The sequence below is a fragment of the Flavobacterium niveum genome, from assembly GCF_055231775.1.
This window is the reverse complement of record NZ_JBUYSX010000002.1, coordinates 153,219-177,525: the sequence shown is the minus strand read 5'-3', so window position 1 is coordinate 177,525 and position 24,307 is coordinate 153,219. Positions and strand designations below refer to the sequence as shown.

At 44.0% G+C, this 24,307-nt stretch carries 26 protein-coding genes; 11 read left to right on the top strand and 15 right to left on the bottom strand.

The window, feature by feature from the left end:
* Position 1: 1 nt before the first annotated feature.
* The 9 genes from ACZIX4_RS06190 to ACZIX4_RS06150 all read right to left on the bottom strand — a co-directional run bounded on the left by ACZIX4_RS06190 (position 2) and on the right by ACZIX4_RS06150 (position 8,561).
* Positions 2–997: an NAD(P)H-dependent glycerol-3-phosphate dehydrogenase gene (locus tag ACZIX4_RS06190; protein ID WP_463334745.1), complete on the bottom strand. Its 996-nt coding sequence runs from the start codon at positions 995–997 to the stop codon at positions 2–4.
* A gap of 323 nt (positions 998–1,320) precedes the next feature.
* Positions 1,321–1,803, bottom strand: coding sequence for a hypothetical protein (locus ACZIX4_RS06185; protein ID WP_463334744.1), 483 nt, complete (start codon positions 1,801–1,803; stop codon positions 1,321–1,323).
* 63 nt (positions 1,804–1,866) lie between these two features.
* Positions 1,867–2,343, bottom strand: coding sequence for a hypothetical protein (locus ACZIX4_RS06180; RefSeq protein WP_463334743.1), 477 nt, complete (start codon positions 2,341–2,343; stop codon positions 1,867–1,869).
* A gap of 48 nt (positions 2,344–2,391) precedes the next feature.
* Complete coding sequence (nadD, locus tag ACZIX4_RS06175) at positions 2,392–2,973, bottom strand: nicotinate (nicotinamide) nucleotide adenylyltransferase (RefSeq protein WP_463334742.1); 582 nt, start codon at positions 2,971–2,973, stop codon at positions 2,392–2,394.
* A gap of 117 nt (positions 2,974–3,090) precedes the next feature.
* Entirely contained in the window at positions 3,091–3,666 is a 576-nt protein-coding gene (gmk, locus tag ACZIX4_RS06170) for a guanylate kinase (protein WP_463334741.1), read from the bottom strand.
* A gap of 121 nt (positions 3,667–3,787) precedes the next feature.
* Positions 3,788–4,648 carry a YicC/YloC family endoribonuclease gene (locus ACZIX4_RS06165; RefSeq protein ID WP_463334740.1) on the bottom strand — a complete coding sequence of 287 codons (861 nt, stop codon included), beginning with the start codon at positions 4,646–4,648 and terminating at the stop codon, positions 3,788–3,790.
* A gap of 87 nt (positions 4,649–4,735) precedes the next feature.
* Positions 4,736–5,086, bottom strand: coding sequence for an arsenate reductase family protein (locus tag ACZIX4_RS06160; protein ID WP_463334739.1), 351 nt, complete (start codon positions 5,084–5,086; stop codon positions 4,736–4,738).
* A gap of 165 nt (positions 5,087–5,251) precedes the next feature.
* Positions 5,252–5,662 (bottom strand): hypothetical protein, encoded by a 411-nt coding sequence (locus tag ACZIX4_RS06155; RefSeq protein ID WP_463334738.1) that lies wholly within the window; start codon positions 5,660–5,662, stop codon positions 5,252–5,254.
* Positions 5,663–5,747: 85 nt separating this feature from the next.
* The gene (locus tag ACZIX4_RS06150; RefSeq protein ID WP_463334737.1) at positions 5,748–8,561 is read right to left on the bottom strand and encodes a GH92 family glycosyl hydrolase; all 2,814 of its coding nucleotides are present in this window, start codon (positions 8,559–8,561) and stop codon (positions 5,748–5,750) included.
* A 243-nt stretch (positions 8,562–8,804) separates the two neighbouring features.
* Between ACZIX4_RS06150 and ACZIX4_RS06145 the strand changes: the two genes are divergently transcribed.
* The 4 genes from ACZIX4_RS06145 to ACZIX4_RS06130 all read left to right on the top strand — a co-directional run bounded on the left by ACZIX4_RS06145 (position 8,805) and on the right by ACZIX4_RS06130 (position 13,172).
* Positions 8,805–10,010, top strand: a complete 1,206-nt coding sequence (locus tag ACZIX4_RS06145; protein WP_463334736.1) for a serine hydrolase domain-containing protein — start codon at positions 8,805–8,807, stop codon at positions 10,008–10,010.
* 15 nt (positions 10,011–10,025) lie between these two features.
* Positions 10,026–10,466, top strand: a complete 441-nt coding sequence (locus ACZIX4_RS06140) for an SMI1/KNR4 family protein (RefSeq protein WP_463334735.1) — start codon at positions 10,026–10,028, stop codon at positions 10,464–10,466.
* 23 nt (positions 10,467–10,489) lie between these two features.
* Complete coding sequence (locus tag ACZIX4_RS06135) at positions 10,490–11,203, top strand: 3'-5' exonuclease (RefSeq protein WP_463334734.1); 714 nt, start codon at positions 10,490–10,492, stop codon at positions 11,201–11,203.
* Positions 11,204–11,387: 184 nt separating this feature from the next.
* Complete coding sequence (locus ACZIX4_RS06130) at positions 11,388–13,172, top strand: tetratricopeptide repeat protein (RefSeq protein ID WP_463334733.1); 1,785 nt, start codon at positions 11,388–11,390, stop codon at positions 13,170–13,172.
* A gap of 70 nt (positions 13,173–13,242) precedes the next feature.
* On the opposite strand, the gene ACZIX4_RS06125 is transcribed toward ACZIX4_RS06130, so the two are convergent.
* The gene (locus tag ACZIX4_RS06125; RefSeq protein ID WP_463334732.1) at positions 13,243–14,028 is read right to left on the bottom strand and encodes an alpha/beta fold hydrolase; all 786 of its coding nucleotides are present in this window, start codon (positions 14,026–14,028) and stop codon (positions 13,243–13,245) included.
* Positions 14,029–14,106: 78 nt separating this feature from the next.
* On the bottom strand, positions 14,107–14,610 hold the full coding sequence (locus ACZIX4_RS06120) for a hypothetical protein (protein WP_463334731.1): 504 nt from the start codon (positions 14,608–14,610) through the stop codon (positions 14,107–14,109).
* 103 nt (positions 14,611–14,713) lie between these two features.
* Between ACZIX4_RS06120 and ACZIX4_RS06115 the strand changes: the two genes are divergently transcribed.
* The 3 genes from ACZIX4_RS06115 (at position 14,714) to ACZIX4_RS06105 (ending at position 17,664) form a co-directional block, all read left to right on the top strand.
* Positions 14,714–15,475, top strand: a complete 762-nt coding sequence (locus tag ACZIX4_RS06115; protein WP_463334730.1) for an exodeoxyribonuclease III — start codon at positions 14,714–14,716, stop codon at positions 15,473–15,475.
* A gap of 62 nt (positions 15,476–15,537) precedes the next feature.
* Positions 15,538–16,503 (top strand): OmpA family protein, encoded by a 966-nt coding sequence (locus ACZIX4_RS06110; protein ID WP_463334729.1) that lies wholly within the window; start codon positions 15,538–15,540, stop codon positions 16,501–16,503.
* Positions 16,504–16,707: 204 nt separating this feature from the next.
* The gene (locus ACZIX4_RS06105) at positions 16,708–17,664 is read left to right on the top strand and encodes an L-threonine 3-dehydrogenase (RefSeq protein WP_463334728.1); all 957 of its coding nucleotides are present in this window, start codon (positions 16,708–16,710) and stop codon (positions 17,662–17,664) included.
* 150 nt (positions 17,665–17,814) lie between these two features.
* On the opposite strand, the gene ACZIX4_RS06100 is transcribed toward ACZIX4_RS06105, so the two are convergent.
* Both ACZIX4_RS06100 and ACZIX4_RS06095 read right to left on the bottom strand, forming a co-directional pair.
* Positions 17,815–18,153: a hypothetical protein gene (locus ACZIX4_RS06100; protein ID WP_463334727.1), complete on the bottom strand. Its 339-nt coding sequence runs from the start codon at positions 18,151–18,153 to the stop codon at positions 17,815–17,817.
* A 24-nt stretch (positions 18,154–18,177) separates the two neighbouring features.
* Positions 18,178–18,609, bottom strand: a complete 432-nt coding sequence (locus ACZIX4_RS06095) for a Panacea domain-containing protein (protein ID WP_463334726.1) — start codon at positions 18,607–18,609, stop codon at positions 18,178–18,180.
* 263 nt (positions 18,610–18,872) lie between these two features.
* Between ACZIX4_RS06095 and ACZIX4_RS06090 the strand changes: the two genes are divergently transcribed.
* The 4 genes from ACZIX4_RS06090 (at position 18,873) to mgtE (ending at position 22,202) form a co-directional block, all read left to right on the top strand.
* Positions 18,873–19,577: an NAD(P)H-binding protein gene (locus ACZIX4_RS06090; protein ID WP_463334725.1), complete on the top strand. Its 705-nt coding sequence runs from the start codon at positions 18,873–18,875 to the stop codon at positions 19,575–19,577.
* 127 nt (positions 19,578–19,704) lie between these two features.
* Positions 19,705–20,028, top strand: coding sequence for a DUF4286 family protein (locus ACZIX4_RS06085; protein WP_463334724.1), 324 nt, complete (start codon positions 19,705–19,707; stop codon positions 20,026–20,028).
* A 52-nt stretch (positions 20,029–20,080) separates the two neighbouring features.
* Positions 20,081–20,860 (top strand): 16S rRNA (adenine(1518)-N(6)/adenine(1519)-N(6))-dimethyltransferase RsmA, encoded by a 780-nt coding sequence (rsmA, locus tag ACZIX4_RS06080; protein WP_463334723.1) that lies wholly within the window; start codon positions 20,081–20,083, stop codon positions 20,858–20,860.
* On the top strand, positions 20,850–22,202 hold the full coding sequence (gene mgtE / locus ACZIX4_RS06075; protein WP_463334722.1) for a magnesium transporter: 1,353 nt from the start codon (positions 20,850–20,852) through the stop codon (positions 22,200–22,202). Before rsmA ends, mgtE begins: the two co-directional genes overlap by 11 nt.
* A 163-nt stretch (positions 22,203–22,365) precedes the next feature.
* On the opposite strand, the gene ACZIX4_RS06070 is transcribed toward mgtE, so the two are convergent.
* Together ACZIX4_RS06070 and ACZIX4_RS06065 are read right to left on the bottom strand one after the other, a co-directional pair.
* Positions 22,366–23,307 carry a hypothetical protein gene (locus ACZIX4_RS06070; RefSeq protein ID WP_463334721.1) on the bottom strand — a complete coding sequence of 314 codons (942 nt, stop codon included), beginning with the start codon at positions 23,305–23,307 and terminating at the stop codon, positions 22,366–22,368.
* A gap of 21 nt (positions 23,308–23,328) precedes the next feature.
* Complete coding sequence (locus ACZIX4_RS06065) at positions 23,329–24,276, bottom strand: hypothetical protein (protein WP_463334720.1); 948 nt, start codon at positions 24,274–24,276, stop codon at positions 23,329–23,331.
* Positions 24,277–24,307: the final 31 nt, after the last annotated feature.

Sequence of the window (24,307 nt, the reverse complement as noted above, 5' to 3'; positions counted from 1 at the left end):
TTTAGTCGAGTTTTTCCGTTAGTTTTTTAAATACCTGCTTGGCATCCTTTCCGTCATACAAAATGGCGTATACCGCATCTATAATCGGGGTCTTGGCCTGGTATTCTTCGTTTAGCTTGTAGGCGCTTTTGGTAGCATAATAACCTTCGGCCACCATACTCATTTCCATCATGGCACTTTTTACGGTATACCCCTTGCCTATCATGTTACCAAACATCCTGTTGCGCGAAAACACAGAATAACCCGTTACCAAAAGGTCACCCAGGTAGGCCGAGTTGTTTATGTTGCGCTTCATTTTATGCACCTTGCGTATGAACTTCTTCATTTCGCGTATCGCATTGCTCATCAGCACCGACTGGAAGTTATCGCCATACCCAAGTCCGTGTGCTATACCGGCGGCTATGGCATAAATATTCTTTAGCATTGCGGCATATTCGGTACCCACAATATCGTCAGAAATTTTGGTTTTAATATAATAGCTGTCAAGGTTTTTACCTACAATTTTTGCTTTCTTCTGGTCACCACAGGCTATGGTAAGGTAACTAAGGCGTTCCAGTGCCACCTCTTCTGCGTGGCATGGGCCGGTTATTACGCCTATGTTGTCGTATTCTATGTCGTATACGTTATGGAAATGCTCGCCCACAATAAGGCTGGTTTCGGGCACTATACCCTTTATGGCACTAAACACCACTTTGTCTTTCAGGCTTTCGGTAAGCTTTTCAAGCTCCTTGCTCAGGAATGCGCTGGGAATGGCAAATATTACGTAATCTGCATAGGCTACCGCTTCGTTAATGTCGTTGGTAAGCAGCAGCTGGTCGGTATCAAATTCTACAGAACTCAGGTAATTAGGGTTGTGGCAATGTTGCTGTATGTGTTCTATGGCAGTGGCGCTGCGCATGTACCAGGCTATTTTATCTACATTAACGCACAGCATTTTAGCTATGGCTGTAGCCCAGCTTCCGCCACCAATAACCGCGAACTTAGGAGTACTGCTCATTCTTACTTTTAATTAGGCGCGCCAAAAATACTCAAATTTAACGGATGCAGGTACAACATTCTATTATATCGCAATTGTTAATATGGAAAAATTAACATTTTTAAGCGTTAATTAATGCAATGAAACCCACTTACCCACGTTATATTATTGAATTTTGTTTAATTCAAGGATTACACAAGGTTAGTTAAATTTTTTGTTTTTGGTGTTTTAGAAGGCATTTGCGCAATTGTGCAGGTGCCTTTTATTGTATATCTAAGTTACACAATTCCCGCTTTTATCACTCTAAAGAAATGTTAAGTAGTATTTCATTAACATTGAATCTGTTACTCTTCGGTTTTGCGGTGCGATACGGCATTGTTTTCCCAGTCGTTGCGTATGTCTTTCATCCGGAAAACAATATCCATGCAAATGAGCATTTCCAGCCGCAGGTAAAAATGCCCGGTAATAAGCCCCTTAAGCAACAGCGCAGCACAGAACGCCAGCAGTACGGCAAAACAAACCAATGTAATCCGTGCCGCTTTCTTGTTTTCGAAAAGCAAAAGAAGATAGCATAGTGTAATGGATATGAGGATAAAAACCGAAACTATGGGGTAATACGGATACGGGATAAGCAACGGTGTACGGAACATTTCGAATACAAATACATATCCCTGGAAATAACTCCACACATCTGTAACCAGCGACAACAGGCTGAAGGCTGTATACACGCCCAATATGCCCCACACATACCACGGCAGCAGGCTGCGGCGGTATTGCAGTTGTATATCTTCAAACTCTGAAAAATTATCTTCCTTTTCTTCCTCCATTTTTTAGCTCAACAGGAAGCATAAGATAGTAATTTTTCTACCAAATATGGCGTCAAAAAAATATTAATTACGGTGGTAACGGGAAGTATAATTATCTTCCCAATCGTGTTGTATTTTTATAAGCCTTGCCAGAAAAATGATTAGGAATATTATCTCTAAACGTACACTTAGCTCATGCTTCTGAGCAATTATTGCACCCATACTTATCACACTGGCTACAATACTTATAATAGCAAATATTTTTCCGAAAAGAACAGCTTCCTTCTTTTCTAACCATAACCAAAGGCCTGTGAAACCTCCTGCTAACATAAGAATTGCAGAAAGAAATTTGCCAAATGATGGAAATGCATTGTCAAGGTTATAAAGGCTTGAACTTACATTTAAATTGAAACTAAGCATACCAAAAACAGGTATTGAAAAGCCACCCATTATCATAAAAAGCCAGCTAAAAAAACGCATCCACCAAGGCATAAGCTGCCTGCGGTATTGTAATTTTATGGTTTCAAAATCAGAAAAACTGTTATATTGGTCAGCTTCCATAATTGCGTTATTGGTTATGATGCTAAAATAGCAATTTAATCCAAACAATTATTTTTTATAGAACAGGTTGTGTTCTACATATTCCCACACCTTAGGGGGAAGCAAAGGCCGCACGTTTTTACCGTCTTTTATGCTTTGGCGTATAAATGTACTGGATAGTTCTATAACCGGGGCACCTACACGATGTATGCGCGGGGCATTGGCTATTTCACTTTCGGGAGTGGCGGTATCTATGCGCGGGTATATGTAAATGTCATGGTTTTGCAGCAGCACCTCGTAGTTTTTCCATTTGTGCAGGGTGTTCAGGTTGTCTTCACCCATAATCAGTGAAAACTCATGAGTTGGGAATTTCTCCTGCAAATGTACCAGTGTATTTACGGTATAATTTGGCTGCGGCAGGCGGAACTCTATATCGCTGGGTTTTAGCTTTGGGTAATCCTCAACCGCAAGGTGCACCATTTGCAGGCGGTGGTGGTCTTCAAGCAGGGTACTCTTTTTTTTATGCGGATTGTGCGGGGTAACCACCAGCCATATCTGATCCAGGCTGCTGTATTCAGCCATGTGGTTTGCTATGATAAGATGCCCCGTGTGTATGGGATTAAACGTACCGAAGTAAAGCCCTATTTTCATCTTTAATAATCTTATAGTTCGGCCCTGTCATTGCGAGGAACGAAGCAATCTCATCACTGTTCCTAAATAAAAACCTTTAATAATAGGATTGCTTCGTTCCTCGCAATGACAAACCGCTTATGCCCCTACAAAATCCTTAACCAGCGTATATGCTTCGTCAAGGGCGGTTTGCAGGTCGTAGTTTTTTATAATGGTATCAAACTGCGGTGCTGTGGCCAACTCTACCGAAGCCTTGGCAATGCGCATGTTTATCTTGTCTTCGCTTTCGGTGCTGCGGTTTTTAAGGCGTATTTTAAGCTCGTCTATGCTTGGCGGCTTTACAAATACGGCCAGCGTCTGCTCCGGGAATTTACGCTTCAAACGAAGCCCGCCCGCTACGTCTATATCAAAAATTACGTTTTTGCCCTGCGCCCATATACGCTCTATTTCAGAGTTTAATGTGCCGTAAAAGTTATCGCGGTATACCTCTTCCCATTCGGCGAAGTCTTCGTTTTTAATATGCTTTTTAAATTCTTCCAGCGAAATAAAGTGGTAATGTTCGCCGTGTATCTCACCTTCGCGTGCTTCGCGTGTGGCCGCCGATACCGAAAACGCCAGGTTCAGCTCAGGGTGTTTTAGCAAATGCCTTACTATAGTGGTTTTACCCGACCCTGATGGTGCCGAGAATACAATTAGTTTTCCTCCAGTGCTCATGTAGTGTAGTTTGTGTGTCGTTCAATTTGGTTGTTAGTTACTGGTTGTTAGTTGTTAGCACTCAAACCCGATACAATTACGGGTACGTCCAACAACTAACAACCAAAAACCACCAACTATGCTAAAGCACGTTAAGTACCTGCTCCTTTATTTTTTCAAGTTCATCTTTCATCTGTACCACCAGTTTCTGCATCAGGGCGTGGTTGCTTTTGCTGCCCATGGTGTTTATTTCGCGGCCCATTTCCTGGCCTATAAAGCCCAGCTTACGGCCATTGGCTTCGGTACCGGCAAGGGTTTCCAGGAAATAGTTCAGGTGGTTTTCCAGGCGTACTTTTTCTTCGGTGATATCCAGTTTTTCAAGATAGAAAATAAGCTCCTGCTCAAAACGGTTTTCGTCTACATTAACCTCAAGGTCGGCAATGCTGTTGCGCAGGCGCTCTTTTACATTGGCTATACGTTCTTCATCATACGCCAGTGTTTCATTCATAAGCCTTAGGATGTTGCCTATACGGACAATGAATTCTTTTTCCAGGGCCACACCTTCCGAAGTACGGAAACTCTGTATATTGTCCAGCGCTTCAGTAACCAGGCCTTCTATCTGTGCCCACTCGTTCTCGTCTATTTCGTCGCGTTCGGTTTTCAGCGCATCGGGCATACGTACCGCCATCTTCATCAGTTCGGTAGCATCGCCATCGGGTATTACCGCCTTCATCTGGCTGATGTATGCCTTTACAATAGGCACATTGATTTTAGACGTGGTTTCCTCGCCGGTAATTTCCACAAAAAGTGAAAAATCTACCTTACCACGCTCCAGCCGTTGTGCAATTGTGTTGCGCAGGCCAAGTTCCATTTCGCGCAATGACGAAGGCATGCGCACGTTCAGGTCGAGACCCTTGCTGTTCAGTGATTTGATTTCTACCGTGATTTTTTTGGTGGGCAATTGCAGCGAAGCTTTGCCGAAGCCGGTCATTGACTGTATCATGCAACGAATTTTGTTGAAAGCAAAGGTAATAAAAAAGTTTGCAGCCGCGGTTAGCAGCTGCAAACGCTTTATATTATGTGCTGTATATTACTTTAAATACTCCACCGCTTCCTGTACGGTGTTTGGCTTATTGCCAATAAATATCTTGTCGCCTGCTACAATAACCGGGCGCTTCAGGAAGGTATAATGCTCTAGCAGCAAGGCTTTGTAGTCGGCTTCGGCAAGGGTTTTATCCTTAAGGCCACGCTCCTTGTACAGCGTAGCATTACGACTGAAAAGCGCCTCATAACTGCCCGCCATTTTGTAAAGCTCCTCAAGTTGGGCTTCTGTAAGCGGGTTCGGTTTTATATCCTGAAGCTCAAACCTGTCCAGGTTAGGCAGCTGCTTAAGTATCTTAGCGCAGGTAGAGCAGGTTTTTAGGTGGTATATTTTGTTCATCTTATTTTTGTTTCAGGTTTGCTTCGCCAGTTCGGCTATCGCCTCGTGTAAAGTTTAAAGTTGTTGGCCGTTCAGTATCTTTCGATTAGAAATTGTATACAGCGCAACCACTTATGCCTTTTGCCTTATCCCTCCTTTATGACTTTCGACTTTATGACCTTATGACTATTTCGCCAGTATACCGTCCTTGTATATAACCGGTATTTCCTCGGTAGCGTTTTCTTTTTCTATGCTGGCTGCGGCAAACGTAAAGGTTTTGTCATACAGCGTGTTGCCTATAAAATAGGTAACCATAAACGTGTTAGCCAGCTGCAGTACGCTTTCCTCTATCATTTCAATCTTTACGGCAGTGTTTGGCAATACTTCCATAAATCCGTGGCGCAGGCTGCTGGTTTTACGTTCCTCACCATCTATAAGGCCATGGGCGCTGCTTACCACTATAGCGGTTTCCAGCTTCTCCGCAGTGTCGTTTATAAGGTAGGCATACCAGGTGTTTTCCATAAAATCATCGTTCCATTCCTGTAACGCAGCTACATATACACCCTCAACCTTAGGTATTACGATATCTTTTTTCATGCTATAAGGTTTTTATCCTTTCGGGGTGCAAAGGTAATAATTTTACCGCACCAATGCCCCGCACCACCGGGACAACAAATACACTTTACTTCACCGTAATTTCATCTATAAATATGTAGGCTTCCCCACCTGCCCCCTGATGCCATTCGGGCAATGTACCAAAGTTGTACGCCTTCACTTTTATATAGCGGACATTGGCATTGATATCGGCATCAAAATGGGTAAGTATCACCGCATCGCGCTTTTTAGGGTCTATGTTTTTATTCTCAATAGTTTTTACAAGGGTAAAATTTTTATTATCTGCCGAGGTATAATACTCCACTTTGGCAGGCATGATAATCCACGCACCGCTATCCTGAAGGAAGCCCGCACTTACCGAGTTAACCTTGATCGGTTTTTGCAAATCCACTACGGCTTCAAAATCCTGCCCCTGGTAACCCTGCCAGCCTCCTTTGCGCCAGTTACCATCGCCGTTAATACCGTCCAATAATCCATCGTCTCCGCCGGCTGAATACTGCTTGTCGTATTTTGATTTTATAGCTATGGTGTAGTTATTTGGCTTTTTGAAGAACTCCGCATTTACCCAATTGCTAGCTTGTGTGTCAGTACGTATTATCGCACTAATTCTTGATGATTTTTCAATATAAAATGGCCCGGTATAATGTATCTCCTGATTGAAATAGCTTTCCGGTTTGTCTATTAGTTTATAATAAATACTATTATCATCCCCACCTGAAGATAATGTAATAAGCATTTTATCTTTAAACGTCTTACCCTGTGCTTCGATAACAGGCACAGGAATAATATCTTCTACATATTTCTCATCATACTCTTTATCTGTTACATCCAGCAACCAACGTTGTGGGGTTTCCGGTGTAATAACAGGGTTCAAACCACCTTCAAGATGTAGTTTCACACGGCTAAATGAAGGCGTTACCGTATCCCACCCGGGTTCACCCGGAGTAGTTTGATAAATTCCCAAACTGCTCAGCACATACCATGCGCTCATTTGCCCGCAGTCCTCGTTACCTATAAGCCCATCAGGGGTGTTTTTATAAAAATTGTCTAAAATGTAACGCACCCATTTTTGTGCCTTTTCAGGCTTATCTACCCAATTGTACAGGTACGCCATGTGGTGGCTTGGCTCATTACCATGGGCATATTGGCCTATAAGCCCCGTAACATCTACCTGCTCGCGGCCGGTGGTGGCGCTTGGCGCGCTAAACATTTCATCGAGCTTGGCTTCAAAAGCTGCTTTGCCCCCGTAGGCTTCTATAAGCCCCAATATATCCTGTGGCACAAAAAAGCTGTACTGCCAGCTGTTACCTTCGGTAAAGTTGTTGTTTATCTCACGCGGATCAAACGGCGTTTCCCAACCCCCATTGCGTTTCGGGCGCATGTGTTTGGTAGTAGGGTCAAACAGGTTTTTCCAGTTTTGGCTTCGCTTCATAAAGTGTTGATAATCAGATGCATGGCCTGTAATATTTGCCATTTGGGCAATACACCAGTCGTCATAAGCATACTCCAGGGTTTTCGATACGCTTTCATGCTCATCATCTATACTGATAAAACCGTTGCGCTTATAGGCATCAAGCCCCAGATGGTCGAGCATGGCGCTGTGCTTTGCCGCCTGGAATGCCTTTTCGTAATCAAAGCCCTTAATATCTTTTGCCATAGCATCGGCCATCACGCTTACCGAATGGTAGCCTATCATACAGTCGGTTTCGTTGCTGGCCAGTTCCCACACGGGCAGCCTGCCACCCTGTTCGTACTGGGCAAGGAAGGTATTTATAAAGTCGGCAGTACGTTTTTTGTCAATCAGTGTATACAACGGATGCGCCGCCCTGAAGGTATCCCACAAGGAGAATACCGAGTAGTACGTAAACCCTTTAGCATAGTGCAGCTCGTTATCTCGCCCGCGGTATTGCCCATCAACATCCATAGCCACATTGGGCTGCATCATGGTATGGTACAGTGCCGTGTAGAAAACGGTGTTCTTGTCTTTGTCCTTTTCGGTTATTTCTATTTTACCGAGTTCTTTATCCCAAAGCGCCTGTGCGGTTTTCAGGGTTTTATCAAATTTCCATCCGGGAAGTTCTGCCTTCATATTTTTGTCAGCACCCTCATAGCCCGTTGGCGAAAGCGCTACCTTAACCAGCAGCTCTTCCCCTTTTTTCACTTCCTTACTAAAGCTGATTGCCAAAAGCGAACCTGCAAAAAACGTATCGGTTACCTTAGCTGGGGCAAAGGCATTGTTGTTTACTTTGGTAACCTTCACCGGGGTGCTAAACTCTATACACGCATAAATGTACTGGTCGCGCGCCCATGCCTCACTACGGCGGAACACCTCAATGGTCTTACTGTCTATAACCCGTACTTCGCCCATAATAAGTTTATCACGATGATTCAGGTCAAGGATAATATTGGCCTGCCCTGCCGTGTTAAATGTATAACGGTGAAAACCTACACGCGGGGTAGCGGTAAGTTCGGCTTTAATGTTATCATCATCCAGCAGCACCGAATAGTAGCCCGCCGAAGCAGTTTCATTGGCATGCTTAAATGGCGAACTATAGTCTTTTTTATCCAATGAAACTTCGCCCATCGTAGGCATAATCATAATATCGCCATAATCACTGCATCCGGTACCGTTAAGGTGCGTGTGTGAAAACCCATAGATAACACTGTCGGAATAATGGTAGCCGCTGCAGCCGTCCCAACTGCCGTCAATCCGGGTATCGGGGCTGAGTTGAACCATACCGAAAGGCACCGTAGCACCGGGAAACGTATGCCCATGCCCGCCTGTACCAATGAACGGGTTTACATACTTTGAGTAATCTGTTTTTTGCGAAAATGCAGCAATGGACAGTAATAAAAGCGCAAGTACCGGTAGCTTTTTCATTTTTATGAGGTGATTATTTTGGATAATGTAAATATAAGAGTTTATTGTTGCTTACGTATTTAGAATTACACGGAGTTTCACAGAGCAGGCACAGAGATGCGCAGAGGCTAATAGAAATATTTTAAGGGCTATCTTTTTTAAGCTCTGTGTTCCCTCCGTGCATCTCTGTGATAGAACAGAGCAATACGGAGGTACCATACTTTATCCAAAATAATTTGTACATTCGTATAAACCTCTCATTGTATGAAATTCCTGAAAAAACTCCTCAAATGGTTCGTACTGCCCATAGCCATTATCGTGGCGCTTATGTACATATTTGATGTAGATTACCTTATAAAAGCCGTACGTGTGGTGTACCTGCACGGCAAAACCACCGCCTACCTGGACGATTACACGCATTTTGACAACCGCACCATCCACCACGGCACCGCACAACCCTGGGCAAACGCCAAAGATTACAACAAAGTAAAAGGCACTGACAGGCTTGAAGCTGTAAACAAAGAATTGGGCACCGTGGCCTACCTCATCATAAAAAACGATAGCATTTGGCACGAAAGCTACTACGACGGTTACGGGCCGGAGAGTAAAAGCAACTCATTCAGTATGGCAAAGAGCATTACTTCAGCTGCACTGTTTAAGGCTATTGAAGAAGGAAAAATAAAAAGCCTTAACCAAAAGGTGGGCGACTATTTCCCGGAGTTTACCAAGGGCCTTGCCGCCAAGCTTACCGTGGGTGACCTGTCATCTATGGCTACGGGCTTAGACTGGGATGAGGAATATGCCAGCGCTTTCAGCATTACTACCCGTGCCTACTTTGGCGACCACCTGGAACAAACCATGCTGGAGGTACCTGTAACCGAAGAACCGGGCAAAAAATTTGTTTACGTAAGCGGCGCCACCGAACTCCTTGCTATGGTGATTACCAAAGCGACCAGGCAAACCCTGAGCGACTACGTATCCGACAAATTCTGGAAACCGATGGGTATGGAACAGGACGCGCTTTGGCAACTGGACAAAAAAGACGGTATAGAAAAATCATACTGCTGTGTGGGCAGCAACGCCCGTGATTTTGCCCGTTTTGGCAAACTATTCCTGCATAATGGCGACTGGAACGGCACCAAGGTTTTAGACAGTACCGATGTGGCACGTATGGTTACGCCACGCTTTGCCGAAAGCCCTGAATATGGCTACGGATGGTGGATAAACGACTATATGGGCAAAAAAATGTACTATATGCGCGGCCATCTGGGGCAGTTTGTCATCTGCATACCTGAGGATAACCTTATCGTAGTTCGCCTTGGCCATACCAAGGGCAAACAGCGTAAGAGAACCGATGCTAATTACGATCCGCACAGCAACGACTTTTACGTATATGTAGACGAAGCCTATAAAATGCTGGGTAAAATAAAACCTGAAGACGGCGAGGGTAATAAGCGTGAAATGAAGTAACTGAAAAACATCACTATGGACTACGAAAAGCTAATAGAACTGGTAAATGAAAATCCTGATTTTGTAGATTTTGCCGAGTTTGGGGTTGGCGTTTCAGAAGAATGGATTGAAGCAGCAGAAATACGCCTCGATATTAAATTCCCACCGTCCTATATTTGGTGGCTAAAAAACTTTTGCGGCGGTGAAATCTATGGTGACGAAATATTCAGCATATATGAGGTCGATTTTGATGAAGTAGTAGGTGGCGACATTGTATATATTAACGAGATGAACCGTGAAAACGGCATTTCGACAACCAATATGCTGGTGATACAGGAAACAGACAATGGCGAAACGTATTTTTTCAAACTTTCTGAGGCCGATGGCAGCGGAGAATATCCTGTTTACCTAAACACTGAAAGCAATAAATATGCAGATAATTTCGTCGACTTCCTTATTATGAAAATTACTGATTAGGCACAATATACCCCTGACTAAAAATGCTTGAAAAAATACGGCTCGAAAACATACTGTTCATTGATATAGAAACCGTACCGGAACAACCCGGTTACGACCAGCTTGATGATGACCTGAAAGAACTCTACGCCCAGAAAACAGCCTATCAGCGTAAAGAAGATGTAAGCGCTGAGGAGTTCTACGAGCGTGCAGGTATTTGGGCAGAATTTGGCAAGATTGTTTGCATATCGGCCGGGTTCTTTACGTTCAGGAATGATATCCGCCATTTCCGCGTTACTTCTTTTTTTGGGGAGGAAGAAAAAATACTACGCGATTTCAGCAATTTACTGAACAACCATTTCGGCCAACCGCAGCACATACTGTGCGGCCATAACGCCAAAGAATTTGACATCCCCTACATAGCCCGCCGTATGATTATCAACAGCGTACCCCTACCGGGCAAGCTGAACCTCTTTGGCAAAAAGCCCTGGGAAGTACCACATCTTGACACCATGGAATTGTGGAAATTTGGCGACTATAAAAGCTTCACTTCCCTTAAGCTACTGACCAAAATACTGGGCATACCATCGCCAAAGGATGATATAGACGGCAGCCAGGTAGGCCACGTATACCATGTAGAAAAAGACATAGACCGCATTGTAACCTACTGCGAAAAAGATGTGATAGCCACAGCCCAGATACTGCTGCGCTTCCGCCGCGAGGCTTTGCTGGTAGATGACGAGGTGGTGCATGTTTAATGGTTGTTAGTTGATGGTTATCAGTTGTTGGCCTTCGATCCCAATCTATACAGGATATAACCGGTGAGGAATTTAATTTTTAACGTGGTATTTCGGGTGTAATGGGTATATTTGTTTGTGCCTGCGCTAAAACTGCTGTTTCAGGCGTTTATGTTTGGTATACTATTAGCAGGTTGTTTGTTGTATGAAAAAATTATTCCTCTATATCGCCTTTATATTTTCGGTTGCGGCTTTTGCCCAAAACGAGCAGCTTGCCCAAAATTACTTCGAGCGGGGCGAGTTTGAAAAGGCGGCCATGATTTACCAGGACCTGGATAAGGCACAGGCACGCAACCCGTACTTTGCCCAAAAGCTGGCCGAATGCTACCAGCAGCTGAAACAATTTGACAAAGCCGAAAAACTGTTACTTGATAAGATAGAACTCATAAAAATGCCTTTGTTGTATGTAGACTTGGGTTACAATTACCAGCTGCAGAAAAACCAGGCTAAGGCCGATGCTTACTATAAAAAAGCCATAGACGCCGTAGCCGAAAACCCCGGCAATGTATTTACTGTAGCCAATGCTTTTGAGAAAAAAGTACTGGTACAGCAGGCACTTACTACATACGAAACGGCTTCATCGGTAAATAAAACAATGAATTTTGATTACCAGATGGCGTTATTGCAAGGACAGCTGGGCAACGTAGAGCAGATGATAGACCGCCTGCTGGGCTTTGCCTACAACAACCCGCAAAACCTGCAAATGGTACAAAACCAGCTGTCGCGTTTTATGAATGAGGAAAACACCAGCGAGAACTTTAACTCCATGCTGCGCAAGGCCCTGCTGCTGCAAACGCAAAAATCACAGGACACTTTTTGGAACGAGTTTTTAAGCTGGTATTTTGTGCAACGCAAAGAGTATAGCAAAGCATTCATACAACAAAAAGCCATATACAGGCGCAACCCTGATTCGTTCCTGAATATTGTAAACCTGGGCAGGCTGGCCGCTGAAGAAAACGAAGACACTACCGCTAAGGAGATTTTCGATTTTGTGAGCCAGAACACCATGGAACCCGACCTGCTTATGGATGCGGAATATTATGTGCTGCAAATAGACATAAAGCAGGCTAAAGATGCCGACCTGCCGCTGATAAAACAGCGCATAGATGCCGATATGGAAAAATTCGGTATTACGCCTTATTCGTTAAAGCTGCAAATCCTTAAAGCTGATTTTGAGGCATTCCAACTGAAAGACACCAAGGCTGCCGTGGCTACGCTAAACCGTGCGCTGGAGTTACAATTAAACAAGTTCCAGCAGGCGCAGGTGAAAATGAAAATGAGCGATATACTGTTGCTTGAGGAGAAATTTAACCAGGCCATTATTTTCTATGCGCAGGTAGAGGAAGACCTTAAAAACGATGCGATAGGTAACGAAGCCAGTTTCCGTGTGGCTAGGGCCAGTTACTTTAAAGGCGATTTTGAATGGGCACAAAAACAATTGAAAGTGCTTAAGTCCAGTTCATCGCAACTGATAGCAAATGACGCGATGGAACTGTTCCTGCTGATAAGTGACAATACCGTAGAAGACAGTACGCAGACCGCCCTGAAGAAATTTGCCCGCGCTGATTTTAAACTGTACCAAAACAAAAAGCAGGAAGCCTTAGACGAATTCAAGAACCTGCGCGCGACTGATAAAACCGAGAGCATACAGGACATAACCCTACTGCGCATGGGCCGAATTTATGAAGGCCTGGGCCAGTACGACCTCGCCCTGCAAAACTACCAGGAAATCATAGACAAGTATAAAGAGGGTATTTACGTAGATGAAGCGCTGTTTTACTCCGCTGAGATTTACAACAAAAGGCTAAACCAACCCGAAAAAGCCAAACCACTTTACGAAAAAATGATCTTTGAGCACGAAGATAGCATTTACTTTATAGAAGCCCGTAAACAATACCGCATACTCCGTGGCGATGCACAAAGCAGTTAGTCTCTTGGGTTATGCGGTGATTTGGTTATATGGTTATTCGGGAATGAATACTTACGCCAAAAAGCACACCTTACTTTATATTCTTTAAAAAATCAATGGTCTCTTTCAGCAGGGCGTCACGGTCTTCTATGTGCGCCATGTGCCCGTCAGGGTAAGTAATAAGTTTTACACCTGTACCTTCTATTTGCGGGGCGTGTTCGGCATAGATAAGGCTTTGGTCTTTTTCCCCCAGAACCAGCAGCACCGGATACGGGGCAAAGTGCAGCAATACCTCACGGTCTTTGCGCACCTTCATCCCTTCAAGTGCCGCCACTATACCCTGCACAGGGGTTTTTACCGCCTCATCGCGCAGCTTTTCTATTTCTGTGGCAAATTTGTCGCGGTTTTCTTCACTGAAAAGGTTGGCAATACTCATACGCACAAAAGCAGAAGCATTCTGCTTTACGGCAGCCACGGCACGGTCGCGGTTGGCCTTGCGCTCATCACTATCTGCCAATGAAGTGCTGTTTTGCAGGATGATACCTTTCACCACATCGGGGTACAATTCGGCAAAAGCCAAAGCCACATAACCGCCCATACTATGCCCCATAAATACAGCTTTACGTATGCGAAGCTCATGTAATACAGCCTGTACGGCATCGGCCTGGTCTTCCATGGTGTGCACGTAGCCCAGGCAGCCGGTAGCGCCGTGGCCCAGCAGGTCCAGCGTTATTACACGGTGTTTTTTAGCATACTCCGCCACAAAAAAATCCCACATGCTCTGGTTTTCAAGGAAGCCATGCAGCAGTACTACGGCACTGCCCTTGCCGGTATCGGTATAGCTTATGGTGATGTTTTTGTAGGTGAGCTGTTTCAAGTCTGAAAGGATTTAAAGTCCTGCAAAATTACTAAAAATGGTGTTTTGCCGCAGCTACTTTATAAAAGCTTTATAACTTTATTGCGTAGGTAAATCTATTGTCTTTGTAGCTGTGCAGCTATTGTCATTGCTGCATTCCAACTTTTGGTTACCGCCCCAAAAATATTGCTTATCCATATAAAGCACTTCCGGGAAACACACATTATCCTCACCTTTACAAGTAAATACAGTATTGTAGAAGATTTCTATATCTGAAACCGCATCGGTAAACAACCCAAAGTAAAAGCTTCCCATTTTACGGATAAGGTAACGGCAGGTTTTTATATTCTTCGATTTATCATAAGCTACCAGCATATAAAAATCTTCTTTCTTATCACCAAAAGTCTGCCGCTTCAGTATCTCTATCTTTTGGTACTTAACATCGGGGGTACTCGTCTTGGTAGCCCACAACTCTTTAATAGCAGTGGTATCAATATCAAATTTATAGGCACCGTTTTCAAGGTGGGCCACTTTTAGTTTGTGCGATTGTGCAGAAGCTGCAAAAACAAAAAAGAAAGCGAATAATGTCAACAGTTGTTTCATAGGAAGTTGGTACTGGTTTCTCCAAATATAAATAAAAAACGTTTCGGGCGCATTTTTGGGGCACAGATAAAAATCCCTATTTTTGAAAAACCAAAAAACAGACATGAAGATAATTTCGTATAACGTAAACGGCATCCGCGCCGCGTACACCAAGGGGTTTATAGACTGGCTTAAACAGGCCAACCCCGACATCATTTGCTTACAGGAAACCAAAGCCAATGTAGACCAGGTAGAGGTAAACCTTATAGAAGAAGCGGGCTACCCGTACCATTACTGGTTCAGCGCGCAGAAAAAAGGCTACAGCGGTGTGGCGGTTTTCAGCAAGCACAAACCAAACAATGTAGTGTATGGCACCGGCATAGAGCATATGGATTTTGAAGGCCGTAACCTGAGGCTTGATTTTGACACCTTCAGCGTAATGAGCCTGTACCTGCCCAGCGGCACCAACATAGACCGCCTGAGCCATAAGTTTAAGTACATGGACGATTTCCAGGAATATATCAACCAACTGAAGCTGGATCACCCTAACCTGGTGATTTGCGGTGACTACAATATTTGCCACGAAGCCATAGACATACACGACCCGATACGCAATGCCAAGGTTTCGGGCTTTTTGCCGGAAGAAAGGGCGTGGCTTGATGCGTTTATTAAAAACGGCTTTGTAGACAGTTTCCGTCATTTTAATAAAGACCCGCACCACTACAGCTGGTGGAGCTACCGTGCCAATGCCCGCAACAATAACAAAGGGTGGCGTATTGATTATGCGTTGGTTAGCGAACCCATGCGCGAACGCCTTACCCGTGCGGTGATTTTGCCTGAGGCAAAGCACAGCGACCACTGCCCGGTATTGGTAGAATTTGAATAGAATAATTACCATTTTTGTAAAAAATCAGCGTATATTTAGCGCGACCACTAAAATATTTACAGATGAGGATTAAAATGATTTCGGCAGCGGTACTGGCCCTGGCGCTTACTACTACAAGCTGCGTTTCTAAGAAAGTTTACAAAGACCTTGAAAATAAATATGCGGACCTGAAAAAGGAAAACCGCGATATGGCCGACCAGAATGCGGCGCTTACCAAAGAAAAGAACGAGCTGGACCTGAAGGCTAAAGACCTGGAAAGCAAACTGGCCAAAACTACCGAAGACCGCGACAAGAATGCTGCCGAACTGGCTGCTACCAAAAAGAGCCTTGATGCACTTAAGGCAAGCTATGCCGCGCTGGAAAAAGACAGTAACAGCGCACTGGAAAGCAACATGAAGAAAAACCGCGAGCTACTGGCGCAACTGGAGGCCAAAGAAAAAGCCCTTGCCGCCGAACAGGAGCGCCTGCAAAAACTAAAAACCGAACTACAGGAGCGCAGTGCCCGTGTAGATGAGCTGGAGGGTAAAATGAATGCCCAGCAGGCAAGTATGGCTGCCCTTAAAGACAAGCTGAGCAAGGCTCTGAACAGCTTCCAGGGGAAAGGCCTTACCGTAGAGCACAAAAACGGGAAAGTTTATGTAAGTATGGAAAACAAGCTGCTTTTTGGCTCAGGGTCGTGGACTGTAGGCACCGAAGGCCGCAAGGCAGTAGAGGAAGTTGCCAAGGTACTTGCCGATAACCCGGATATTTCAGTGCTTATTGAAGGTCATACCGATAATGTGCCATACGCAGGCAACAACCAGATAAGTGACAACTGGGACCTGAGTACCAAGCGTGCCACGGCTATTGTAAACATTATACGCGATAATAAAAACGTAGACCCTAAAAACCTTACGGCTGCCGGCCGTGGTGAGTTTGCCCCGATAGCGCCAAACGATACCGCTGAAGGCAAAAGCAAAAACCGCCGTATAGAAATCATCCTTACGCCGAAGCTGGATGAGATAAACAAACTACTGAACGAACTTTAGTTCCTACCCAAATAGTTTTTTTGAGTAATCCCGCCGCGAAAGCAGCGGGATTTTTTATTGGCACACCCCTGCCCTGACGTGAGTGATACACTTTAAAACAGGATATCCAATCACAATATTGCAAAAAAATGTTACATTTAGCTTTTAAAAAAATAAAATTCGTAATTTTATTACACATATCTTTGCACTTATAAACAACACTGCTTGATGCCTAAAATTCTGATTATCGGCGCCTGTGGGCAAATAGGTACCGAACTGACGAAACAACTGCGCGCCGAATACGGCACCGATAATGTTATTGCATCGGATGTGCGCAAAACCGACCCTGAGTTTGTGGCTTCGGGGCCGTTTGAAGTGGTAAATGCGCTCGACTTTAACCAGATAGAGCACACTATAGAAAAGTACGGTGTAGACGAGGTTTACCTTATGGCTGCGCTACTAAGTGCTACAGCCGAAAAGAACCCTGCTTTTGCATGGGACCTCAACATGAACTCGCTGTTCCACGTACTGAACCTTGCCAAGGCAGGCAAGATAAAAAAAGTATTCTGGCCAAGTAGTATTGCAGTGTTTGGCCCTACTACTCCCAAACAAAACACCCCTCAGTATACCGTTATGGAACCCAGCACGGTATACGGTATAAGCAAGCAAAGCGGTGAGCGCTGGTGCGAATACTACCATAACATTTACGGTGTAGATGTACGCAGCATCCGTTACCCCGGCCTTATCAGCTGGAGTACGCCTCCGGGTGGTGGCACTACCGACTATGCTGTGGATATTTACCACAAGGCATTGGAAAATGGTGAGTACACTTGTTTCCTAAGCGAGGAAACCCGCCTGCCGATGATGTATATGGATGATGCCATACGCGCTACAATAGAGATAATGAAGGCCCCGGCCGAAAACATAAAAATACGCAGCAGCTACAACCTGGGCGCCATGGATTTTACCCCAAAGGAAATCACAGACGCCATACAGCAAGAACTGCCGGAATTTACCATAAGCTATGAGCCTGATTTCAGGCAGAAGATAGCCGACAGCTGGCCGCAAAGCATAGATGACAGCTGCGCACGTACCGACTGGGGATGGAAGCATGAGTTTGACCTGGCCACCATGACCACCGATATGCTGCAACACCTTAAGGAACTGAAAACACTTAACTAAGCTACATAAGCTAACACACTTACAACTACTCTTACCCGGGCATAAGCCCGGGTTTTTTATAGCCTAGTTCGCTTCTTCATAAATTCGAACCAAAACAGAATTGATTTTTGTAGGAATTGAATAAGACCTCGAATTAATTAAATTCTACTTTTATTCAGCTATCTTGTGTCCAAACTTACCAATCAAGCCTCCAACAGTTCCACTAAACATAATCCCCTTTAAAGCTTTTGCATCTTCAGGTTTAAGCCAGCAGCAATAATCCGGCAATATCATATGTAAAACTGTTACGATACCAACAAGAATAAAAGAAACACCTATAGTCCAAAGCCCAATGATTTTTATAGTGTGAATATGTCCTTTTTGATTCTCATTCCTCTTATCGTCTGGTGAGATAATCTCCTTTCCTACATCTGAAATCTCTTGGGTTGAAGGTTCGGATTTCGCATTTTTAATTTTTCCTAGGTCAAATGGATTTTGGTTGGTTTCCATGTGTACGTAAATATAGAAATTTTGTTAACTCATCAATTGATTGTAATGATCTTCAATTAACTCATTAGCGATTATACCCTCGAATTTCCTAACAGTAATATCCCAAGGTGTATCTTTTTTATGTGTTAGATCTGACAATTGAAAACCTGTAAAGTTTTTATATTTTTCCCAAACCACATCAAGAAATCCTGTAAGATAGAAATCATTTTCTAACCTAATTTGTTCTTGAGGAATATCTTGAAGTTGCTTTGTCTTTAGTTGAAAATATAACTGCGGAATAACTGGGCCATACTGCCATGCAGCAACTTGTTCTCTAATTAACGGATTGCCTGTACTTGCTAAATGAAAGCCATGAGCTATATATACAAGCTTTAAGACTTTCATAATATCTTTTTCAATACTCCGCTCTTTTTCAATAAAGTAGCGAGCTATTGTTGATGACGAAAATGGTTCCATGGTTTGTAGGTTTAAATTTTTACAAAGTTATGAACAAATAAAATACCAAAAACGCAAAACTTCAATATATGGTATTGAAAAAGCGCTTTTTATGCTCACAAATTCATTATTTGTAAGAAAAAAATTATTGTTTATCATTTTAGAATCAAAAATCCCACTAACATTGATAAGAGAATCATCAAACCTATATTAATATTTAAAACACACCCATTATACCCCTATCTTTACTTTAAAAATTTCCAAACCGTTAAAAAAATCCACTCATGCCAAAAACCGCTATACTACTGGGAGCCACAGGTGCCACGGGCAGCGAATTATTAAAGCTGCTGCTGGAAGACAACCGCTACGATACCGTAAAACTGTTTTCGCGGAGTGCCTCGGGTATACAACACCCTAAGGTGAAAGAATACCTCATCAACCTGTTTGAACTGGAACAACATGCTACCGATTTTACCGGCGATGTGGTGTTTTGCTGTATTGGCACTACCAAAGCCAAAACACCCGACATGGACCTCTATTACAGAATAGATTACGGCATACCCGTTGCAGCGGCTTCGCTTGCTCGGATAAACGGCATTGAATCGTATATGGTGGTATCGGCAGTGGGGAGCAACAAAGACAGCAATGTCTTTTATATACGTACCAAAGGCCAGATGGAAGAAGCGGTTTTGGAACAAAACATACCCAACACCCGCATTATGCAACCGGCACTGATTACCGCCAGCCGCCCCGAAACACGGCTTACCGAAAACCTGCTCGGGTTGTTGTTTAAGGTGGTGAACCCGCTACTCTTCGGCAGCCTGAAAAAATATCGCAGCAACCATGCCGCCACCATAGCACGTGCCATGCTTTGGCTGGATAATAACGCTTATGATAAGGTAAAAATCCCGGCCCATGAAATAAAGCAGTTGGGCAGTAACCAGGCATCCGGGCTTATGCCTGGTTTTTGCACCCGTAGAGACGCATAAAATTTACCAAAAAATTATCACGCCCATAACAGCACAGTAGTATCTTTGCAGGGTATTTAGGCTTACGCAAAATTTTAGCACTTTCTCTCCGAATAACCGAATTAACGCATTAACGAATAACCACAGAATGATAATATACAACGTTACCAGCGCCGTAGACCCTACCGTACATGAGCAGTGGCTGCAATACATGATGGACAGGCACGTACCCGAAATAATGGCTACGGGCAAGTTCAGCAAAATAAAGATTGTGAAGGTGCTGGGCGACGAGCACAACCATGGCGGGGCTACCTATTCGGTACAGTACACTGCAGACAGCCGCCAGAAGCTGGACGAATACTACCGCGACCATGCGCCTTATTTCCGTGCGGAAATGAAGCAGCTTTTTGGCGAAAGCATACTACAGTTCCGTACTGAGCTGGAAATAATACAGGAGTTTTTATCGTTTTAAAAATATAGGCCGCCCTACAGGGTTATTACCCATAAACAGCGATATTTGCAGCATGGATAAAGTAAGAGCCAAAAAGCACCTGGGGCAGCACTTTTTAAAAGACGAAAGCATAGCCCGCGACATTGCCGATTCACTAACACTACAGGGCTACACCAAAGTACTGGAAATAGGCCCGGGCATGGGTGTACTTACCAAATACCTTTTGGAAAAAGACATAGAAACCTTTGTGATAGAAATCGATACCGAATCGGTTGAGTACCTGCATGCGCACTACCCTAAGCTGCACGGCCACATTATCAGCGAGGATTTCCTGAAATACAATATTACCAATACCATGGGCGACAGCCCGTTTGCCATTATAGGCAACTACCCTTATAACATTTCATCTCAGATTGTATTCCGTGCACTGGAGCTTCGCGACCGCATACCGGAGTTTTCGGGTATGTTCCAGAAGGAGGTTGCCGAACGCATCTGCGAAAAGAAAGGCAGCAAAACCTACGGCATACTATCAGTACTGGTGCAGGCATTTTACGATGCCGAATACCTGTTTACCGTGCCTGAGCATGTGTTTAACCCACCGCCAAAAGTAAAGAGTGGGGTGCTGAGGCTCAGGAGGAAAGAAAACTACCACCTGCCGGTAGACGAAAAACTGTTTTTCGGAGTGGTAAAAGCTGGCTTTAACCAGCGGAGGAAAACACTGCGCAACAGCCTGAAAAGCTACATAACCTCTGATATTTTAAAGGAAGATAGTATCTTTGACCTCCGTCCGGAACAGCTTTCGGTGGAGCAGTTTATAACCCTTACGCAAAAAATAGCCGCCCATGGAGTTTAAAATCAGCAGGGAGTTCATAACCCAGATAGAGCAATACGTAACCGAAAACCGTGAAAAGGAACTGATAGACCTTTTCCAGGAACTTCACTACGCCGATATTGCCGAAATCATGGGCGAACTGGACGATGCTGATGCCATTTACCTGTTCCACATCCTGGATACCGAAAGGACGGCCGAGATACTACTGGAGCTGGACGAAGAGGTACGTGAGAAAATCCTACGTGGACTATCGCCAAAGGAAATTGCCGAAGAGCTGGACGAGCTGAGTACCGACGACGCGGCAGACATCATCGGGGAACTTCCTGCCGATGTGAAGGAGGAAGTAATCTCTGAGATACTCGACGTAGAGCACGCAAAGGACATTGTAGACCTGTTGCGCTATGACGAGGATACTGCGGGCGGACTTATGGGTAAGGAGCTTGTACAGGTAAATGAAAACTGGAGCGTACTTACCTGTGTAAAGGAAATGCGCGAACAGGCTGCCAATGTGCAGCGCGTGCACTCTATTTACGTGGTGGATGATGAGGGCAGGCTGAAGGGCCGCCTTTCGCTGAAGGACCTGCTGGTTACCAGTACCCGCACCATGATTAAGGATGTGTATATCCCTAAAGTTGATTTTGTAAAGGTAAGCACCCCCGATGTAGAGGTGGCACGTATAATGCAGAAGTACGACCTTGAAGCCATACCGGTAATAGACGAACTGGGCAGGCTTGTGGGCCGCATTACCATAGACGACGTTGTAGACGTAATTAAGGAAGAAGCAGACAAGGATTACCAGCTTGCAGCGGGTATCTCCCAGGACGTAGAGGCGGATGACAGCATACTGGACCTTACCCGTGCGCGCCTGCCGTGGCTGGTGCTGGCTCTGTTAGGGGGCTTTGTGAGCGTAAAGCTGCTTAACGGCTTTAGCGGCGCCATGAACAACCATAAGGAACTGTTCTTCTTCACCCCGCTTATTGCGGCTATGGCCGGTAATGTGGGGGTACAATCATCAGCAATCATCGTTCAGGGTTTGGCAAACAACAGCATCAGCGGATCGCTTTGGAACCGCCTTATCAAAGAAGTACTCCTCAGCCTACTGAACGGCGCCCTGCTGGCAGCCATACTTATTGTGGGCAGCCACGTATTGCTGGACGTAAGTTATGTGGTGGGTATTACCGTAAGCATATCACTGGTATCGGTTATTGTTATAGCATCGCTCATCGGTACATTTGTGCCTATATTGCTTAACCGTGTGGGGTTTGACCCGGCGCTTTCCACCGGGCCGTTTATTACTACCAGTAATGATATTTGCGGTATCCTTATTTACTTCTCTATTGCGAAGATTATACTTGGGTTTTAAGCCGAAAAGAAGTTTTCAGTCGCAGTACTTTCACATCTATTTGTAACACAGAGATACACGGAGGTTCCACAGAGCTACACAGAGGAGCCATTAGCCAAAGTTTTACTGATTCTTAAAAGTTGGTGGCAATCTGTTAAATCAGTGTCATCAGTGTTGCTTGCTCTCACCTAAACTCCACTTCTATTTTATCTACCTTTTTGTTTTTTATGTAAAAAAGCACATAGCCCTTATCATCGGTAAGGTGTACTGTGTAGTAATAGTTATCGCCTAAATTGTAGGGAGAAGCGCCCCAGTTACGGTATTCCAGCGAACAAGGGAATGCAAGCGCCAGTTTTTCCTCGCTGTCTTCCAGCTGTATGCCGCCTGCGGTAAAAACGGCTTTGTTAGGGTAATCAGCACCCGGCAGTACCATGGCGGTAAAGTCGTGCAACTTACCTTCAAACTTCATAACGTAGTTGTTTATCCAGAAGGTTTTATCAACCACCACTCCTTTTTTATCAAAAATAGAATCGGTGGCCACCCGGTCAAACTTCTGTACTTTTTTCTCGAAGCCTTTACGGGTATGTCCATAAATACCTTTACCATTCAGTAACAGTTGCGATACCGAAAGTGAATCGTTTTGGTGGGTAATAAATTCGTCCTTGAAATTACGCTCGGCAAGAAAACACAGTTTTTCAGTAAGCGCCCCATTTATAAAATTGCCCGGGTCTATGTATTCCATTTCCTCATCAGGGAAATATATAGATGCATTACCTTCAGTGGCATAAATGGTATCGCGGAAACGGTTTACCTGCACCACATACATATTGGGCACACGCAGTTGTGTATCATAACCCTTCGGGACAAACGGCAGCGATTTGGCCTGCCAGTTTTTCGCTTGTTTTTTAAGGGAAAGGAGGGCAAAAGCCAGCGCTTCGTCCTCTTCCTGTGTACCCTGTATGCGTGCACCTATGCGGTCGCCCTCTTCCACATAGCCTTTAACCATCATATGCCCTTCGCGGTTAGGGTGCACCATGCGGATAGCGGTTACTTTTGTATAATTGCCATAGTTTTGTCCAAGGCATAATAACGGAAACAGCAACAGGGATAGTAACAGGTTTTTCATAGGTTTTGGTTTGTAGCATTATCAGTCGAAGTTCACTTCTATCTTATAAATCTTCCTTTTCCGGACATGAAAATTCACCGAACCTTTTCCGTCTGCCAATAGTACTTCATAAAAGTAATCATCTTTTATATCGTCAATGGAGTACCCCGGCAGATTATACCCTTTGTATTGGGTAGAAAGCGGAAACTTCTTAAGGAGTATATCTTCTTTATCATTAACCCCTATTCCATCTACATGTAGCAAGTAAGGCTCTTCAATATAATCGGTTGCTTTTTCAGCTATTGATTTTAAAAGCTTTGTTTTTTGATAAAATTCTAATTCAGAATGGGTGACCCAGTAAGACTTTATAGTAGAGTCATTGTCTCCAATAATTGAATCTATCTTTACAGAAGATATTTCATCGAAGTTTTTGTTGAAATCGCTATATGTTGTGCTGTACAATACTTTATTGTTATAAATAACCTTTTCAGGGGCTAAGGTATCAAGCGTCACATTATCCCAACGTTTTCTTCTGAAGTCTTCTTTAAAAAATGCTTTAAAGTCTGCAGGCAGGGTATTCAGTAAAACGTGTTTAGTATCAGCATAGACATAGCTTTTCTCATAATCAAATATATTAAGATTATCCTCAGTCGTATAAATAGTATCGTACACCCGGTTTATTTCAACAACAAACATATTGTGTATGGTTTCTGCACCAATAATAAGCCTTTTACCACAGGAATGCTTTGTTCCCTGCCATGATTTTGATTGCTGTTTTATCTTATGCAGCTTATAGGCCAATTCAGGTGAATACGATTCTATGCTTTGCACATAACGCCCCACCTGGCCTTCCTTAATGTAACTAATAACATTACAGGGGCCATCGTCATATTCTTCTACAAGCCGATAGGCTATCACACGGGTATAATCTGGGAAATTTTCCTGCGAAAAAAGTATTGCCGGGAATAATAGCAAAAGGATAAATTTCATCGGTTTTGGTTTGTGTTACTAAGTAACGGAA